We start from the raw sequence: 16,588 nt of genomic DNA, 5'->3' as shown, positions 1-16,588 counted from the left end.
CACCTGTGTGGTGCTGACACCCATAGTGCCGTCGAAGTGCATAAAAAGTGCAAAAATGGCAGCTCAACGATGGTTCGGCCGTGGTTGGCGACCGTGGAAGCCCTCGGTGGGCTCGCCTCGACGTTCGGCGGTCGGGCCCCGGGCCTATCGTCATCGGATGGACACCGGGGCTCCGATCACGATCCGCCTCGTCGGCGTCGTGTCGGTCGTCCACGGTGACCGGGTCGTCGATCCGCGGGTGGTAGGCGGACCGCGGTGCGTCGAGATCCTGGCCTACCTCACCCTGCACCGCCAGCGGGAGGTCACCACCGCAGAGCTGGCCGACCTCATCTGGTTCGACGGGCGACCCCGGTCGTGGACCTCGTCGTTGCGGGGACTCATCTCCAAGGTCCGTGACTCGCTGGGTGCCGCGGGCGTCGCAGGCGACTGCGTGCGGTCGCGCGGCGGCAACGTCCGACTGCTGCTCCCCGACACCGCCGTCGTCGACCTCGAGTCGGCGCGGGCGAACTGCCGTCCGGCGGTCCCCGACGCCGACGGCACGATCGATCACCGGGCGGTGGCCGACCGTGCGCGTGCGGCGCTGGCGATGCTGTCCGACGAGGCGCTCGTCGGTGTGACGGGCGACTGGGCCGAACCGATTCGCGCCGAGTGCATCACCCTGCGGTTGCGCGCCCTCGACCTCGACGCCGGATCATCGCTCGAGACAGGCGAATACGAACAGGCGGCGGCATCGGCCGAGGCCCTTCTCGCCGTCGACCCGCTGCGCGAGATCGGCTACCGGATGGCCATGCGTGCCTACGCCGCGCTCGGCGACCGCGCCCAGGCCCTGTCGGTCGCGGCCCGGTGTCGACGGGTTCTCGCCGACTCCCTCGGCGTCAACCCCTCGGCCGACACCGAGGCCGTCTTCGCCGAACTCCTGCGGGACGACGCGACCACGAACGCGCGCTCATCCGGTGACCCCGTCGACCACGCCGTGCCGGTGGGACCGTCGACGTTCCCGTGGCTGCACATCGTCGGGCGCGGTGAGCATCTGCGCGAACTCGCCGCCGCCATCGAGGCCGCCTCCGGTGGGCACGGTCGATTCGTGGTGGTGTCGGGCGAGAGCGGCACCGGCAAGACCACCGTGGTGACCGAGGCCGTGCGCCGTGCCCGGGCGGCGGGTGTCGAGGTCGTCGTCGGACGATGCAGCGAGAACGCGGCCACCCCGTACGAACCGTTCGTCGAAGCGGTCACCCACGAGATGGAACGCCACGACACCGCCGACACCCGCGAATGGCTGACGCGGCACGGCGCCGACATCCTGCGCCTCACACCGCGCGCCGCCCGGCGGTTCCCCGACCTCATCCCGGCGTCGGTGTCCGACGACCGGCCCCTGGTGATGGAGGCGGTGGCCACCTGGCTCACCGGTGACCCGAACACCGCCACGGTGCTGGTGATCGACGATCTCCAATGGGCGTCGGCGGCGACGCTGGCCGTGTTGCGCTACGTCGTCGAGGTGTCCGCGCGGTCGAATCTGTGCGTGGTGGCGACCGTCCGTGATGATTTCGTCCCACACCCCGAACTGCTCGCGACGATGCACAGCGCAGAGGCCGCGGGGCGACTGCACCGGATCCCGTTGGGCCTGCTGACACCGACCGACGTGAAGGAACTCGTCGAGCTCGCGGGGTTCGACATCGACGCCGACTCTCTGCACGAGCGTTCCAACGGCCTCCCCATGTTCGTGGCCTCGCTGATGGCGGCGCACTGGCGGATGCCCGAGGAGGCGCTGCCGTCGTCGGTCGCCGACGCCGTCGCCCAGCTCGAACGCCGCCTCTCCGACGAGACCGTCGGGCTGCTGCACCTGTGTGCGGTGATCGGGATGGTGGTGTCGCGCCGCGTGCTCCGACATGCCGCCCGGTGGTTCGATCCCGTCGCCTTCGACGACGACACCCGGTTCGCCGAGGCGATCGACGAACTGCTGCTGCGGCGTTTTCTGCTCGTGTCCCCCGATGACTCCGAGGACGCGATGCGGCTGCGGCACCCCCTGGTGCGGGAGACGTTGTACGCGAACACCGCCGGTGCGGTGCGCGCCCGGATGCACTCGTCGGTGGCGCGTGCGCTGGAGGCGATCGGTGCGTCGGTCGACACCGACGACTTCGTGCGGCTGGCGTATCACTTCAGCCGTGCGCTCGACACCGATCGTCCTGCCGCGGCGATGTATTCGCGCCGCGCGGGCGAGAACGCCCATCGTGTCGCCGCATACGAGGACGCCATCGAGTACTTCGGTGACGCGTTGGATCGCATGGTCCCGCGGGGTGACTCGGTCGCGCGCTGCGAGGTGCTGATCGCCCGGGGCCGTTCGATGCGCCGGATCCGAGATCCTCAGGCCCGCCCGACATTGTTCGCGGCCGCCGCGATGGCGAGGCGTCTCGGCGAGCTCGACCTGCAGATCGCCGCGACGTTGGCGAACGCGCTCGAGGGCATCCTGTTCGTACAGATCCACGGCATCGATCATGAACGCGTCGACAGCCTCGGTGACGCGCTGGCGGCGCAGGAGGCCGCCGGTGTCGCCGACAACGCCGACACGGCCCGGTTGTTGTCGCAGTTGGTGATCGAGCTGGGGTGGGAGAACGACTGGGAGGCCCGTCGCGGGTTCGTGTTGCGCGCGTTGGCCGCCGCCCGCGCCGCCGGTGACCGTGATGCACTCGCCTCGGTGATGCTGTCGGTGCTGATCGGCCTGCGGGTACCCCAGTGCGCCGATCTGCGAGAGCTGGCGCGTGCGGAGCTGTCGGATCTGATGTCGCTCGCGACCCGCCGCGTCCGCGATCCCGCGGTGGCCATCTGGTCGTCGCGCGCGGAGATCGAACACGGCGATCCCGTTGCGGCGCTCCGGATCCTGGACCGGATCACCGAGGCCCAGACGTCGCGCAACCCTGAGCTGGCGGCGCTGGTGCAGTACGGGCTCGTCGGCATCGACGTCACCGTGGGGCGCCTCGTGGAGGCGGAGGAGCGGATCGCGATGCTCAACGCGTTGCCCACCGCACCGGACGACACCGGCAAGTGGGGGCGGCTGCAACTGTCGCTGCTGACCGTGCACACCTTTCGCGGCGATTTCTCCGCCCAGGTGGCCGAACGCGGCATCTTCGCCGAGGCGGCGCGCGTCGTGCCGATGTTCCGTCCGATCCTGGCGCTCGCCCTCGACGACGTCGGACACACCGACGTCGACGACGCGGCAGCGCTGCGGGCCGAGGCCGTCGAGCTGATGGACCACTACACCGCCGAACGCGTCGCCGAGATCCCGACGTCGGTGACCCTATCGCTGTACCTCGCGACGCTCGCCCGCGCCGCGGCGGTGACGCGCAACGTCGAGGTGTGCCGGGCGGTCTATGCGCGGCTGCTGCCGTTCGCCGATCAGACGATCGTGGTGTGGGCGGCGGTGTTCGGCGTGGTACATCACCACCTGGCGCACCTCGCGATCGCGATGGGCGAACACGACCGTGCGGCAGTCCATCTCGCCGACGCGCGCCGCGAACACCGGCGTCGCGGCTATGTGGCGTGGGAGATCGAGACCGAGCACCTCGCGGTGGTCCTCGCCGCCGAGACCGGCGCCCCGGTCGATCCGGTCGAGCTCGAGGCGCTGGCAGCGCGGGCCGAACGCATCGGGGCGACCGCGATCGTCCGCCGGGTCACCCTGCTCGCCCGCTCGCTCGGCGTCTGATTCAGTTGCGCCGGCCCGTCGGTCAGCGGATACCCACGATGACCACGTGGGTGTCGACGGGAGCGTTGCGGTGGTAGAGGTCGGTGATCCGGACCGCGAAACGATCGTCGGCCACCAGCGGCCCGTCGGCGGTGTAGACGAACGAACCGTCCTCACACACCGACGCCGTGCCGTGGCGCGGCGGGTGTCGCAGCTCGTGGTGGACACCGGAGTCGAGGAGGCCGCCGAGCACGGTCCCCGTCACCGTCGGCGACAACACCGTCACGCCGTCGTCCCCGGCGCAGTAGAGGGTGTCGCCTCCGGGTGCGACGGCGACGTCTCGGGGCCGGGCACCGGCGTGCACCGTCACCGCGCCGGGACGCTCGTCGTCGATGCCGACCACGGTGACGGTCTCGTCGAGGGAGTTGACGGCGACCACCGACCGGCCGTCGGCGGTGAACGTCGGGGCGCTGTGTCCGGGTGCGATGGAGACGGTGTGCAGCGTCATGAGGGTGACGGCGTCGAGGACGACGAGCCCGTCCCCGTGCCCGTCGGTGTCACCGCCGGCGTCGATGAGCGCGAGTCGGCGACCGTCGGCCGACATCGCGACACCGCCGACCATGCCCCGCGCGGAGACACGGTGGGTCGGCAGCGGCGCATGCATGGGCGACTCGACGAGTTGCACGGCGCACCCCGTCCCGTCCTCGGTGACCACATGCAGTCGCGAGTCGTCGGGCGAGAGCAGCACGCCGCGCACCGACCCGAGGTCGTCGAGGTTCACCAGGGTGCGGGTCGTCGCGGTGTCGATCACCTCGATCTCGCCGCCGCCGGTGGCGACGACCAGGCGCGACCCGTCCGAGGACAACGCGAGATGTATCGGTTCGTCGATCCACAGTGAATCCAGGATCTCGCCGGTCTCTGCGTCGACCACGTCGACGCAGTTGCTCCCCGCGATCGCCGCGTAGAGCCGCGGCCGGTGGGCGTCGACGACGATGGCGGCGGCCGGACCGGTGAGGTCGAACGTCTCGACGACACAGCACGACATCGCGTCGATCACCATGACGACGGCAGCGTCTTTGGAGATCGAGTAGACGCGTTCGGCGTCGGGGCTCGGTGCCAGGGCGCCAGGCGTGTGCGGCACAGGGATGGTGGCCGTGCCGGTGTTGGCGCTGGTCGCCACCTCCGGCTCGTGTGAACCGGCGCCGATGGGCACCACCACCGCGATGCGTCGTGCGGTCCCGCTCCGCTCGGTGCCGGTCACCACGAAGGTGTCGTGGGTCGGCCCGCCGGTGGCGGCCGCGCGGATCGCGGCACGTGTCGGGACGTAGCGGAACTCGGTCGGTCCGACCATCGTCGCCCGGCCGTGACGCGGCAGCACCGTCATCCGGTGTCGAACCGACTGCGGATCGGTGTCGTCGACGTAGAGGTGTCCGCTGATCGCCGCGCCGCCCGCGGTCAGGGGGTTGCCGATCCGCAACGCCCGCCCCGCCCACCGTCGCGGCGCCGCGCGCAGCGTGTCGGCCTGCTCACCCCGGTCCACGGATCGGCGTGTACCGACCTCGCTGTCCTGCATCTCCCGCTGACTCATCGCCCCCACCTCGCTCTCAGGGGGAGATGGTCGCGAACGAGTGCAATTATTCTGTAAGAGTCGCAGGTCACAGCGGTGTCATCGGGCTCGTCGAGCCCCGCGCCTACAGTCGTGTGGGCATCGCCGCGGAGTGCGCGGCGACGGGAGAGAACCGTGTCAGATCGACCGGTGTGGACAGCGAGGAGCGTGTGACAGCGATGGCGTATCGGTACCTGGGCAACAGTGGCCTGAAGATCTCGGAGATCACCTACGGCAACTGGCTGACCCACGGCTCGCAGGTGGAGAACGACATCGCCGACAAGTGCGTCCGCGCCGCGCTCGACGCCGGCATCACCACGTTCGACACCGCCGACGTCTACGCCAACGGCGCCGCCGAGACGGTGCTCGGCCAGGCGCTCGCCGGCGAGCGCCGCGAGGGTCTGGAGATCTTCACCAAGGTCTACTTCCCGGTCGGGGAGCGCGGACCGAACGACACGGGGCTGTCGCGCAAGCACATCTCCGAGGGCATCAACGCCTCCCTGAAGCGCCTCGGCACCGACTACGTCGACCTCTATCAGGCGCACCGCTACGACCACGAGACGCCGCTCGAGGAGACGATCGCCGCGTTCGCCGACGTCGTCCGTTCCGGCAAGGCCCTCTACATCGGGGTGTCGGAGTGGACCGCCGAGCAGCTGCGCGACGGCCAGCGCCTCGCCCGCGAGGCCGGGTTCTCCATCGTCTCCAACCAGCCCCAGTACTCGGCGCTGTGGCGGGTCATCGAGGAGAAGGTGGTGCCGACGTCGCAGGAGCTCGGCATCTCACAGATCGTGTGGTCGCCGATCGCCCAGGGCGTGCTCACCGGCAAGTACAAGCCGGGCCAGGCCCCGCCGGCCGGGTCGCGCGCCACCGACGACAAGGGTGGCGATCAGATGATCAAGCGCTACCTCGACGATTCGGTGCTCACCGATGTCGCGAAGCTCGAACCGATCGCCGCCGACCTGGGCATCACGATGGCGCAGCTCGCCGTCGCGTGGGTGCTCGCCAACGACAACGTCGCCGCGGCGCTCGTCGGCGCCTCGCGACCCGAGCAGATCGCCGAGAACGTGAAGGCGTCGGAGGTCACCCTCGACGCCGACGTGCTCGCGAAGATCGACGAGGCGTTGTCGGGCAGCATCATCCGCGACGCGTCGCTCACCAAGAGCCCCGAGAAGCGTCTGGTCTGACGGCACAGCCGTGGGAGTGTCGGCGGCCGTGGCTACTGTCGGTGACATGGCCCTGATACCCACCCCGCCGACGCCGTCGGGCACCGATGACCACAGCGCGTCGATCGCGTGGGTCGCCGAACATCTCGGTGATCTCGCGCGCGAGGACCCGGCCGACATCGCGGCCGGCGGGTTCACCGGGGGGCAGACCGCGGCCGATGTCGCGCTGGCGTCGCTCGACATCACCGGCTACGCGCGCGACCGGAACAACGTCCTGCCCGTGGGTCGTCGGGGCGCGAGCCGCATGTCGCCCTACATCCGTCACGGTCTGCTGTCGCTGCGCGAGGTGTGGGACGCGGTGTCCGACGCGCCGGGCCGCGACAAGAGCAAGTACCGCGACGAGCTGCTGTGGCAGGAGTACGCACGGCACCTCTATGCCCGCGTCGGGACCGACCTGGGGGAGTCGCTGCGCTACGAACAGCCCCGCCGCCCGGTGTCGCCCGAGGACCGACCGTTCGGCGGCGACCCCTGGCCCACCGAGATGAACTGCATGTCGGCGACGCTCGACGAGCTCCACGGCGACGGCTGGCTGGTGAACCAGACCCGCATGTGGATGGCGTCGCAGTGGGCAGTGCGGGTCGGTGCGACGTGGCGCGAGGGCGAGGACGAGATGTTCGCCCACCTGCTCGACGGATCGCGCGCGGCCAACCGCCTCGGCTGGCAGTGGACGGTCGGGACGGGGTCGGGCAAGCCCTACGGTTTCAGTCGCTGGCAGGTCACCAAACGCTCACCGTCGCTGTGCGGGTCGTGCGCGTTGAACGCCGACTGTCCGATCGAGGACTGGCCGCCGAGTGATCACGGGGCACCCCTCGACGGCCCGTACCTCGGCGCCTCCGCCATCCCCACCGGGCCCACCGAGGTCGACGGGGCAGGCGGCGGCGAGCAAGTATGGCTGACCGCGGAGTCGTTGGGACACAGCGATCCCGCCCTGGCCGCGGATCCCGATCGGCGCGCGGTGTTCGTGTTCGACGAGCCGCTGCTGCGAAAACTGCGGTTGTCGGGCAAGCGACTGGCGTTCCTCGCCGAATGCCTAGGCGACATCGCCGCCGGTCGTGAGGTGGAGGTGCGGCGTGGGGTGGTCGCCGACGAACTCGAGGGCCGCTCGCTCGCCGCGACGTGGGCGCCTGTGCCCGGCTTCGGCCGCATCGCCGCACAGGTCACGCCGGCGGAACTGCACCCCTGGCCGTGGTTGGTGACACCGCGCCGGGCGCCTGTCCGGTCGTTCAGCGCGTGGCGCAAGGCGGTCGGCACACCGCGCTGAATCGCCGCATCGGCTGCCTCGGCGCAGGGTTCTCCCTACTGTCATCGGTATGCGAGCACCGCGGACACCGGCCCGAGCGGGTGCGTGCGTGTGACCGTGGTGATCGCGACGATCAGCCTCAAGGGCGGGGTCGGCAAGACGACGGTGACCGCTGGGGTCGCGGAGTTCCTGGCCGGGGAGTTCGGACGCAGCGTGCTGCTCGTCGATCTCGACTCGCAGATCAACCTCACCACCATGTTCCTCGGCGACGCGCGGTGGCTCGCCCTGAACTCGGCCGGACACACGCTGGCGACCCTGTTCGCCGACGCCGTCGACGGCACCTCGGAGTTCTCACTGGGGGACACCCGACAGCGAGACGTGTCGACCGTCCGCGGGGTCGGTGGTGTCGACCTGATCCCGTCGTCGCTCGATCTCATCGAGGTCACCGAGGAGGTGAGTGCGATGCGGGTGCGCACCGACGACACCCTCGCCGGGGTGTCGGCGCTGCGGGATGGTCTGGCGCCCGTCGTCGACGAGTACGACGTCGTCCTCATCGACTGTCCGCCCAACATGGGCCCCATCACCCTCAACGGCCTCGCGATGGCCGACGCCTACATCATCCCGACCATCCCGGATGTGCTGTCCACCTACGGTATTCCGCAGGTGCAGACCTACATCGGCCGCTTCGGGGACGAGATCGGCCGTCGGCTCGTGGAACTCGGTGTGGTGATCACGAAGTACAAGGCGAACTCCGCGGTGCATCGGGAGACGGTGACACGGTTGCGGCGCGACCCGTCGATCCAGAACGTGCTCCCCGGCTATCTCGTGGAGGCCAACTCCATCGCTGCGGCCGCGGCCTTCGCCGAGTATCCGACCCTGCGCGCGAAATACGGCCGCCCACAGTTCGACCAGTTCCGAGAACTGGCCCACACCGTCCTCGTCGAGGCCTCCGCCAAGATTTCCGCAGCCGCACCCTGACCCGCAGTTGGGCCGACGTTCGCATCGGTTGGGCCGTGGTCCGCATCCAGTGGGCCGACGTCGCCGACCTGTGGGCGCTCACATCGGACCGTGTCGGCTGAACGAACTACATCCCACACAAAGTCGATCGCAGGGGTAACGAAACGGCGCGAAGGAGGTCATAGTCGAGACATGACTCTGGTACGTAGAATTTCCACAAGCTTCGCCGTTGCGCTCATCGGCGTCGGAGCATTGGGAGCGGGCACGGCCTGGGCTTCGCCGGTGGTCCCCGTGGCAGACGAGGTCATTCCCACGGCCGACGGACGCTGTTCAGGGCTGAGTCCGTACATCGTCGACTTCCCGCTCACGGCAGATCTCGAGGTGTCCCAGCCACGAATCAACCTGGCGCACGGTCAGGTGACGGCGTTGGGTCGCCCCCGGCCCACCATCTGGGCCCCGTACCCGCTGACAGCCCGGCTCGACTGGGTGAACACCACGCGAAACACACGCGGAAGTGTGACGACGACGGGACAGGTCACCGGCTTCGCCCAATCGGGTTTGATCGCCTTCACGCCGTCGTCGAAGGTCGTCACAGGAATCGGTGTCGTCGACTTCACCGCCACCTTCACTCCGCATGGTCCGGTACCGGTGGGTTCGATCAGGTGCGTGACCCGCTCGAACGTGCTCTGATCGACAGGTGATCCCGCAGCCCGGGAGCGCCGCCGCGCTCGACGCCGCCGACCCGTTGCGCCCCCACCTCGACCGTTTCGTCACCGGCGGCGGCGTGCAGGCGTACCTCGACGGCAACTCGTTGGGGCGGCCGCTGCGGGTGACCGCCGAGCGGATGCGCGCCTTCGTCGACGAGCAGTGGGGCACGCGACTGATCCGCGGCTGGGACGAGGGCTGGTTCGATCTGCCGCTGCGACTGGGCGATCGGATCGGCGCCGTCACCCTCGGTGCCGCTGAGGGACAGACCGTCGTCGCCGATTCGACGACGGTGCTGCTCTACAAGCTGATCCGTGCGGCGCTGGCTCTGCGACCCGGCCGCACCGACATCATCGTCGACCGCGGGAACTTCCCGACCGACCGCTATCTCGCCGAGGGCGTGGCCGCCGAGACCGGCGCGACACTGCGCTGGATCGACCCGGAACCCGATGCCGGCGTCACCGTCGATCTGCTCGAACCGGTCTTCGGCGACCGAACGGCTTTGGTGCTCGTCAGCCACGTCGCCTACCGCTCCGGACACCTCCTCGACGCCGCCGCGATCGCCGACGCCGCGCACGCCCACGGTGCGCTGGTGTTGCTCGACGTGTGCCATTCCGCCGGCGCACTGCCGGTCCGGCTCGACAGCTGGGGTGTCGACCTCGCCGTCGGCTGCACCTACAAATACCTCAACGGCGGACCGGGGTCGCCCGCGTTCGCCTATGTCGCGCACCGACACCTCGCCGACATCACCCAACCCATCTGGGGATGGATGGGCGCCGCCGATGCCTTCGAGATGGGGCAGGGTCACGTTCCGGCACAGGGCGTCCGGCGCCTGCTGAGCGGCACACCACCGATCGTCGCGATGCAGCCGATGATCGACATGCTCGACCTCATCGACGAGGCCGGTGTCGATGCCATCCGCGAGAAGTCCACGGCGCTCACCGGATTCGCGATCGACCTCGTCGACGAACGCCTCGCCGACCACGGTGTCACCGTCGCGACACCCCGCGATCCCGACCGCCGCGGCGGCCACATCACCATCGACCACCCCGACTCGCGACGCGTCACCATCCGACTGTGGGAGCGCGGCATCATCCCCGACTTCCGACGCCCCAGCGGGATTCGTCTCGGACTGAGTCCACTGAGCACGTCGTTCGCCGACGTTGCCACCGGAATCGACGCGATCGCAACCGAACTCGAGGGCTGAGCTACAGCGGCAGCTCGCGTTCGATCGCGGCCAGTGTCGCCGCCCACAGCCGCGTCGACGGGTCGATGATCGCGAAGTGATCGCCGGGAGCGGTCACCGTGGCCACCTCGTCGCCGGCCGCCGTCGCGGCCTGCACGTAGTCGGCGCTGATGTCGACGAGGTTCGGGTCGTCGTCGGTCCCGCATGCGATCACCTGCGGCACACCGAGAGGCAGCCGGTGCCGAGGCGACGACGCGACGTCGTCGGGGGAGCGGGGATCGAACCGGTGTCCCAGGGCGTTCGCCACCGCCCCGTCACCCATTCCCCGCTCGTCGGCCGTCTCGAGGTCGATCACCCCGGCCAGCGACACCCCGAGCACCGGTCGATCGGTGTCGGCGGCCACCCGCAGCGCGAGTTGTCCACCGGCGGAATGCCCGATGACCGCGATCGGGCCGTCGGCCTCCACCGCCGCGAGCGCAGCCGCGACATCAGCTGTGGTCGCGGCCCAACCGTGGGAGTCGGGTCGGCGGTACTCGACGTTCCACACCGCGACCCCCGCGGCGGCGAGCGAGTCGGCCATCGGGTCCATCAGGTCCAGTCGATACGGCGTCCGCCAGTAGCCGCCGTGGATCAACACCGCGGTCCAGCGAGGATCGGCCGACGGTTGGCGGACGGCGATGTGTTGGTCGGCGTGGTCGCCGTAGGTGACGGTGCGCTGGGTGACGTCGGTGCTCATGGATCCGAGTGTGCCCGAGGCGGGTCATCGGCCGAACTCCACCGGGCCCCCGGGGCATCCATGCCACGATGGGCGCATGGGACTGACGATTGCGGTGACCGGCCCGACCGGGGAGATCGGTATCTCGGCGGTGACGGCGCTCGAGGCCGATCCGAAGGTCGACCGGATCCTGGGGATGGCGCGACGACCGTTCGATCCGGCCGAGCACGGATGGACGAAAACCGAGTACCGACAGGGCGACATCCTCGATCGTGACGCCGTCGACGCACTCGTCGCCGACGCCGACGTGGTGATCCACCTGGCCTTCATCGTCATCGGGTCTCGTGAGGAGGCCGAACGCATCAACCTCGCCGGCACCCGCACCGTGTTCTCGGCGACCGTCGAGGCGAAGCGCCCGAAGCGGATGGTCTACACGTCATCGGTCGCGGCGTACGGCTATCACGCCGACAACCCGCTGCCACTCACCGAGGACACCCCGATCCGCGGGACCAAGGAGCACTACTACTCGGCGCAGAAGGCGCAGTGCGAGGACGCCATCGCCGATCTCGTCGAGGGCACCGACCTCGAGCTGTTCATGCTGCGCCCGTGCATCGTGGCCGGCCCGAAGGCGCCCGCGCTGGCGAATGCGATGCCGTGGAACATGTTGCCGGGCATCGCGACGTCGGCCATCAACGCCGTTCCGGGACTGAAGGTCCCGTTCCCCGATCACGGCGTGCCGGTGCAACTCGTCCATCACGACGACGTCGCCGCGGCGATCGCGTTGAGCGCCACCACCGACGCGCCGGCCGGCGCCTACAACATCGCCGGTGACGGCACGGTCAGCCTCACCGAGATCGTCGACGCGCTCGGTGGCCGACCGGTCCCGGTTCCCTCGGCGGCGGTGAAGGTGGCGGCCGAGGCGGTCAAGCGCCTGCCGTTCATGCCGTCGTTCTTCGAGTGGATCCACATCGGTCGCACCTCGGTCGTCATGGACACCACCAAGGCCCGCGACGTCCTCGGCTGGACGCCGCAGTTCTCGGCGAAGGACACCCTCGAGGCGCTCGCCTACGCCCGCAGGTCGAGCTGACGCCACCCATCCGATGAACCCACCGTGATCCGAATTGTCCGGATCGGATCGGTGTCGTCCTAGTGTCCGGACATGCCTGACGAACCGACCCGCGCGGCCGACTCGACCGACTCGACGGCCCCCGCCGACACCGACGTGTCGACACTGCAACGCCGGTGGCTCACCGAGGACTGGGCGGCTGTCGTCGTCGGCCTGGTCCTGATCCTCCTCGTCTTCGCAGGCGTCATCCCCACGGGACTCGTACCGTGACCGACAACCTCACCCTCGAGACACGCGAATCCGACAACCGCGTCCTGTGGGCGGTCGGAGGCCTGATCGCCGTGCTGGTCCTGGGCTCGCTGACGCGGTTGTTCGAGCAGCAGGTCCCGAACTGGCTCGCCGACACCCCGCTGGAGGATGTGGCCGGTGCGATCGAGTTCCCCGTCTACGCCATCGTTTTCGGCCTCATCGGCAACGCGGTGCTCACCCGCTTCGGGATCCGGGATCGCCTCTCCGGCGGATTCCGTACCGAGTTCTTCATCAAGACCGGCCTCGTCCTGCTTGGCGCGTCGGTCAACCTGAAGGTGCTGGTGAGCGCCGCGGGACCCGCGATCGTGCAGGCGCTGCTGTTGATCAGCATCGTCTTCGGCTTCACGTGGTGGTTCGCCGGACGGCTCGGCATCGACGACAAGCTGCGCGCACTGCTGGCCTCGGCCGTGTCGATCTGTGGTGTCAGCGCGGCCATCGCCGCGGCGGGTGCGGTGCAGGCGAAGAAGGAGCAGCTCGCCTACAGCGCGTCGCTGGTGATCGTGTTCGCGCTGCCGTCGATCTTCCTGCTGCCGTGGCTCGCCGGGTTGTTCGGACTCTCCGACGCGGTCACCGGCGCGTGGATCGGCGGCAACATCGACACCACCGCCGCGGTGGCCGCCGCGGGCGCCGTGGCCGGCGAGGACGCACTGCAGATCGCGACGATCGTGAAGACGACGCAGAACGCACTGATCGGGGTGGTCGCGATCGCGTTGACCGCCTGGTTCGCGTTCAAGGTCGACCGGACGCCGGGTGCGGCGCGACCGAAGATCGGCGACTTCTGGGCGCGTTTCCCGAAGTTCGTGCTCGGCTTCATCGCGGCGTCGATCATCGGGACGCTGTGGTTGGCGAACGTGTCGGGCGCCAAGGCCGACATCACCGTCATCAACGACCTGCGGACGTGGTTCCTCATCCTCGCGTTCGTGGCCATCGGCCTCGAGTTCTCGGTGTCGGGGATCCGCGACGCCGGCCGACGGCCGATCATCGTGTTCGCCACGGCCACCGTGGTGAACATCGTCGTCGCGCTCGGACTCGCCGCGGTCCTGTTCGGCGACTTCGACGTGCCGACAGGCTAGTACCGACCTATCCGGCGCGGGTGATGCGGAAGATCGGGAACTTCCGGCCCTCCGCGGTCTTGGTGTAGTCCGCGAATCCCGACGAGGCGTCGGTGAACTTCTTCCAGTCCGCGTCCCATTCGTCGTCGCCGACCTCGGTGACGTCGACGGTGATGGTCGCGACCTCGCCGTCGGCCGGGACCTCCATCTCGATCCGCGGGTTCGCGCGCAGGTTGTGCACCCACGCCGGGTGCTTTACCGCGCCGGCAGCTGAGCCGACGATGAGCCAGCTGTCGTCCTCGCTCAGCGCGAACAACGGGTTGAGGCGGATCTCGCCGCTCTTGGCGCCGATGGAGTGCAGCACCACGAGGTTGTCGCCGAAGCCCGCGGTCTCCACGTGGCCGTTGTTCTCGCGGAACTCGTTGATGATCATCTCGTTGAAGTCGGTCATGGCCTCATCATGACAACTGTCGGCGTCTGCGGGGAGGCGTTCGCTTCACGCGCGGATGACCGGCCGATGGCCCACACTGTTCGTCATGTCAGATTCAGATCCTTCGTTCGCCGCGGCGTTCCGCTGGAGGAAGGTCGAGGGCACCGACGCCGTCGTCGCCCCCGGTGACCGTTTGACCTGGCCGCGCACGGTCAGCATCGGCCTGCAGCATGTGGTCGCGATGTTCGGCGCCACGTTCCTCGTGCCCGTGCTCACCGGGTTCCCGCCCGCGACCACCCTGCTGTTCTCCGGTGTCGGCACCATCCTGTTCCTGCTCATCACACGTAACCGCCTGCCGAGCTACCTCGGCTCGAGTTTTGCGATCATCGCGCCGGTCACCGCGGCGACCGCATCCGACGGGCAGGGCGCCGCACTCGGCGGACTGGTGATGGTCGGTCTGCTGCTGGTGATCATCGGCATCGTGGTGCATGTCGCGGGGATCCGGTGGATCGAACTGTTGATGCCGCCGATCATCACCGGCACCATCGTCGCGGTCATCGGCCTCAACCTCGCCCCGACCGCCAAGACGAACTACGAGAAGGACGCGCTCACCGCGACCGTGGTGCTGGTGCTGCTGATCGCGGTGCTCGTGCTGTTCAAGGGCCTCGTCGGGCGTCTGGCCATCTTCGCGTGTGTGGTGCTCGGCTACCTGCTGGCCCTGGCGCGCGGCAAGGTCGAGACCGACGCGATCGGCGCCGCGAGCTGGGTCGGTCTCCCCGACTTCACCACTCCCACACTGCATCTGTCGGTGTTACCGCTGTTCATCCCGGTGGTGCTGGTGTTGGTCGTGGAGAACATCGGGCACGTGAAGTCGATCCAGACGATGACCGGCATCGACTACGACAAGCAGATCGGCCGCGCGCTCACCGCCGACGGCATCGCAACGGTTCTCGCCGGCAGCGGCGGCGGATCGGCGACCACCACCTACGCCGAGAACATCGGCGTGATGGCCGCGACGAAGGTCTACTCGACCGCCGCCTACTGGGTCGCCGGCATCGCGGCGGTGCTGCTCGGTCTGTCGCCGAAGGTGGGTGCGGTGATCGCGTCGATCCCCCCGGGCGTGCTCGGTGGTGTCACCACCGCGCTCTACGGCCTCGTGGGGATCCTCGGCGTCAACATCTGGGTCAGCAACCGCGTCGACTTCTCCAAGCCCATCAACCAGTTCACCGCGGCCATCCCGCTGGTGATCGGCATCGCCGACTTCAGCTGGACCATCGGCGATCTCAGCTTCGGCGGCATCGCCCTCGGTGCGGTGGCCGCACTGGTGATCTTCCACGCGATGCGCATCATCGGCGGATGGCGCGGAACCGTCGTTGCGACCGACGAACCCGAGTCCTCAGAACGCAGCGCCCAGTAGTCCGGACAGCAGCACGAAGACGGGCGGGGCGAGGAGGAAGCCGCAGACCGTGCGGCCCGGACCGCGTCCGCCGACTACGCCGATGAACGCCGATGCGGTGGCGATGATCGCGGCCGCCATCGCGATGGGCATCGAGCTGTAATCGGCGTCGTGTGTACCCATCTCGAAATCCGACGCGAATGCGGGTTGCCCCAGCAGCGACAGGACGATCGCGGGCGCGACGATCGCACCCAGCGTCGCGATCAGGGCCGCAACGGTCCCGATCACGCGACGACGCTCGGCGGGCAGGGGCTGATGGGTGGTCTCGGTGGTGATCATGGCCTGATTCCACCGCTGTTCGGCGGGCCGCGGCAGAGTAGCTCTACTCAAACTCGGATGCCGGAAAGCACTCGACCGGGGCGCCGGGATCATCGATCCTGGGTGCATGACATGGGAGACGCACCCGGTGACGCCCGATCGATTCGACGATTTCGCCGACGTCATCAACCCGAACCGACGCGCGAACCACTGCTGGTGCCTGTCGCACCGGATCAAGTTGCGCGAGATCGAGGAACTCGGGGAGGGCAGTCGAGAACAGGCGATGCGACGACTGACCGAACGCGAGCACCCGCCCGGCGTGGTCGCCTACCGCGACGGACTCCCCGTGGGGTGGTGCAACATCGGGCCGCGTTCGGAGATCACACGGTTGACCGGCAGCAGACTCATCCGGCCCGTCGATGACGTCGCGGTGTGGAGCATCGTCTGCGTGGTGGTGCGTGGCGGCCACCGCAAGCAGGGGGTGTCGGGTCAGGTGATCGAGGGCGCGGTGGACTACGCGCAGCGGTCGGGTGCGCCCGCGGTGGAAGCGTATCCGGTCGATCCTCCGGGCCGGATGGACACGACGATGGCGTTCGTCGGCACCCGGAAGATGTTCGCAGCGGCCGGTTTCGAGGTGATCGGCGAGACCGACGCGGTCGCCTCGAAGATGCCGCGACTCATCATGCGCCGCGACCTCACCTGACGCCGC

The 16,588-nt window shown here is 69.2% G+C and carries 15 protein-coding genes; 11 read left to right on the top strand and 4 right to left on the bottom strand.

Annotated features, from left to right (window positions below):
- The first annotated feature begins 157 nt into the window (after positions 1–157).
- Complete coding sequence (locus ACLBW1_RS08905; RefSeq protein ID WP_447811479.1) at positions 158–3,697, top strand: ATP-binding protein; 3,540 nt, start codon at positions 158–160, stop codon at positions 3,695–3,697.
- A gap of 22 nt (positions 3,698–3,719) precedes the next feature.
- On the opposite strand, the gene ACLBW1_RS08900 is transcribed toward ACLBW1_RS08905, so the two are convergent.
- A complete protein-coding gene (locus ACLBW1_RS08900) occupies positions 3,720–5,264 on the bottom strand; it encodes a YncE family protein (protein ID WP_447811478.1) in 1,545 nt (514 codons plus the stop codon).
- Between the two features lie 197 nt (positions 5,265–5,461).
- Here ACLBW1_RS08900 and ACLBW1_RS08895 point away from each other — a divergent pair, with 197 nt between their 5' ends.
- From ACLBW1_RS08895 to kynU, 5 genes are all read left to right on the top strand, one after another.
- Entirely contained in the window at positions 5,462–6,466 is a 1,005-nt protein-coding gene (locus tag ACLBW1_RS08895) for an aldo/keto reductase family protein (protein WP_447811477.1), read from the top strand.
- 46 nt (positions 6,467–6,512) lie between these two features.
- Entirely contained in the window at positions 6,513–7,766 is a 1,254-nt protein-coding gene (locus ACLBW1_RS08890; RefSeq protein ID WP_447811476.1) for an FAD-binding domain-containing protein, read from the top strand.
- Positions 7,767–7,856: 90 nt separating this feature from the next.
- Positions 7,857–8,723, top strand: a complete 867-nt coding sequence (locus ACLBW1_RS08885) for a ParA family protein (protein WP_447811475.1) — start codon at positions 7,857–7,859, stop codon at positions 8,721–8,723.
- A 270-nt stretch (positions 8,724–8,993) separates the two neighbouring features.
- On the top strand, positions 8,994–9,392 hold the full coding sequence (locus tag ACLBW1_RS08880; RefSeq protein WP_447811474.1) for a hypothetical protein: 399 nt from the start codon (positions 8,994–8,996) through the stop codon (positions 9,390–9,392).
- Positions 9,393–9,399: 7 nt separating this feature from the next.
- A complete protein-coding gene (kynU, locus tag ACLBW1_RS08875) occupies positions 9,400–10,614 on the top strand; it encodes a kynureninase (protein ID WP_447811473.1) in 1,215 nt (404 codons plus the stop codon).
- 1 nt (position 10,615) lies between these two features.
- On the opposite strand, the gene ACLBW1_RS08870 is transcribed toward kynU, so the two are convergent.
- Positions 10,616–11,329 carry an alpha/beta hydrolase gene (locus ACLBW1_RS08870; RefSeq protein WP_447811472.1) on the bottom strand — a complete coding sequence of 238 codons (714 nt, stop codon included), beginning with the start codon at positions 11,327–11,329 and terminating at the stop codon, positions 10,616–10,618.
- 76 nt (positions 11,330–11,405) lie between these two features.
- Here ACLBW1_RS08870 and ACLBW1_RS08865 point away from each other — a divergent pair, with 76 nt between their 5' ends.
- From ACLBW1_RS08865 to ACLBW1_RS08855, 3 genes are all read left to right on the top strand, one after another.
- Positions 11,406–12,395, top strand: coding sequence for an NAD-dependent epimerase/dehydratase family protein (locus ACLBW1_RS08865; protein WP_447811471.1), 990 nt, complete (start codon positions 11,406–11,408; stop codon positions 12,393–12,395).
- Positions 12,396–12,467: 72 nt separating this feature from the next.
- Positions 12,468–12,644, top strand: coding sequence for a hypothetical protein (locus ACLBW1_RS08860; RefSeq protein ID WP_447811470.1), 177 nt, complete (start codon positions 12,468–12,470; stop codon positions 12,642–12,644).
- Positions 12,645–12,688: 44 nt separating this feature from the next.
- Positions 12,689–13,756 (top strand): YeiH family protein, encoded by a 1,068-nt coding sequence (locus ACLBW1_RS08855; RefSeq protein ID WP_447812139.1) that lies wholly within the window; start codon positions 12,689–12,691, stop codon positions 13,754–13,756.
- Positions 13,757–13,763: 7 nt separating this feature from the next.
- Here the strand turns inward: ACLBW1_RS08855 and ACLBW1_RS08850 are convergent, their stop codons facing one another.
- Positions 13,764–14,186, bottom strand: coding sequence for a nitroreductase/quinone reductase family protein (locus tag ACLBW1_RS08850; protein ID WP_447811469.1), 423 nt, complete (start codon positions 14,184–14,186; stop codon positions 13,764–13,766).
- Between the two features lie 85 nt (positions 14,187–14,271).
- Here ACLBW1_RS08850 and ACLBW1_RS08845 point away from each other — a divergent pair, with 85 nt between their 5' ends.
- A complete protein-coding gene (locus ACLBW1_RS08845; RefSeq protein WP_447811468.1) occupies positions 14,272–15,582 on the top strand; it encodes a uracil-xanthine permease family protein in 1,311 nt (436 codons plus the stop codon).
- On the opposite strand, the gene ACLBW1_RS08840 is transcribed toward ACLBW1_RS08845, so the two are convergent.
- Complete coding sequence (locus ACLBW1_RS08840) at positions 15,562–15,900, bottom strand: hypothetical protein (protein WP_447811467.1); 339 nt, start codon at positions 15,898–15,900, stop codon at positions 15,562–15,564. The genes ACLBW1_RS08845 and ACLBW1_RS08840 overlap by 21 nt on opposite strands.
- Before the next feature lie 106 nt (positions 15,901–16,006).
- Here ACLBW1_RS08840 and ACLBW1_RS08835 point away from each other — a divergent pair, with 106 nt between their 5' ends.
- The gene (locus tag ACLBW1_RS08835; protein ID WP_447811466.1) at positions 16,007–16,582 is read left to right on the top strand and encodes an N-acetyltransferase family protein; all 576 of its coding nucleotides are present in this window, start codon (positions 16,007–16,009) and stop codon (positions 16,580–16,582) included.
- Positions 16,583–16,588: the final 6 nt, after the last annotated feature.

Source organism: Williamsia sp. M5A3_1d, from assembly GCF_053345315.1.
This window is presented reverse-complemented; position numbering and strand designations above follow the sequence as displayed.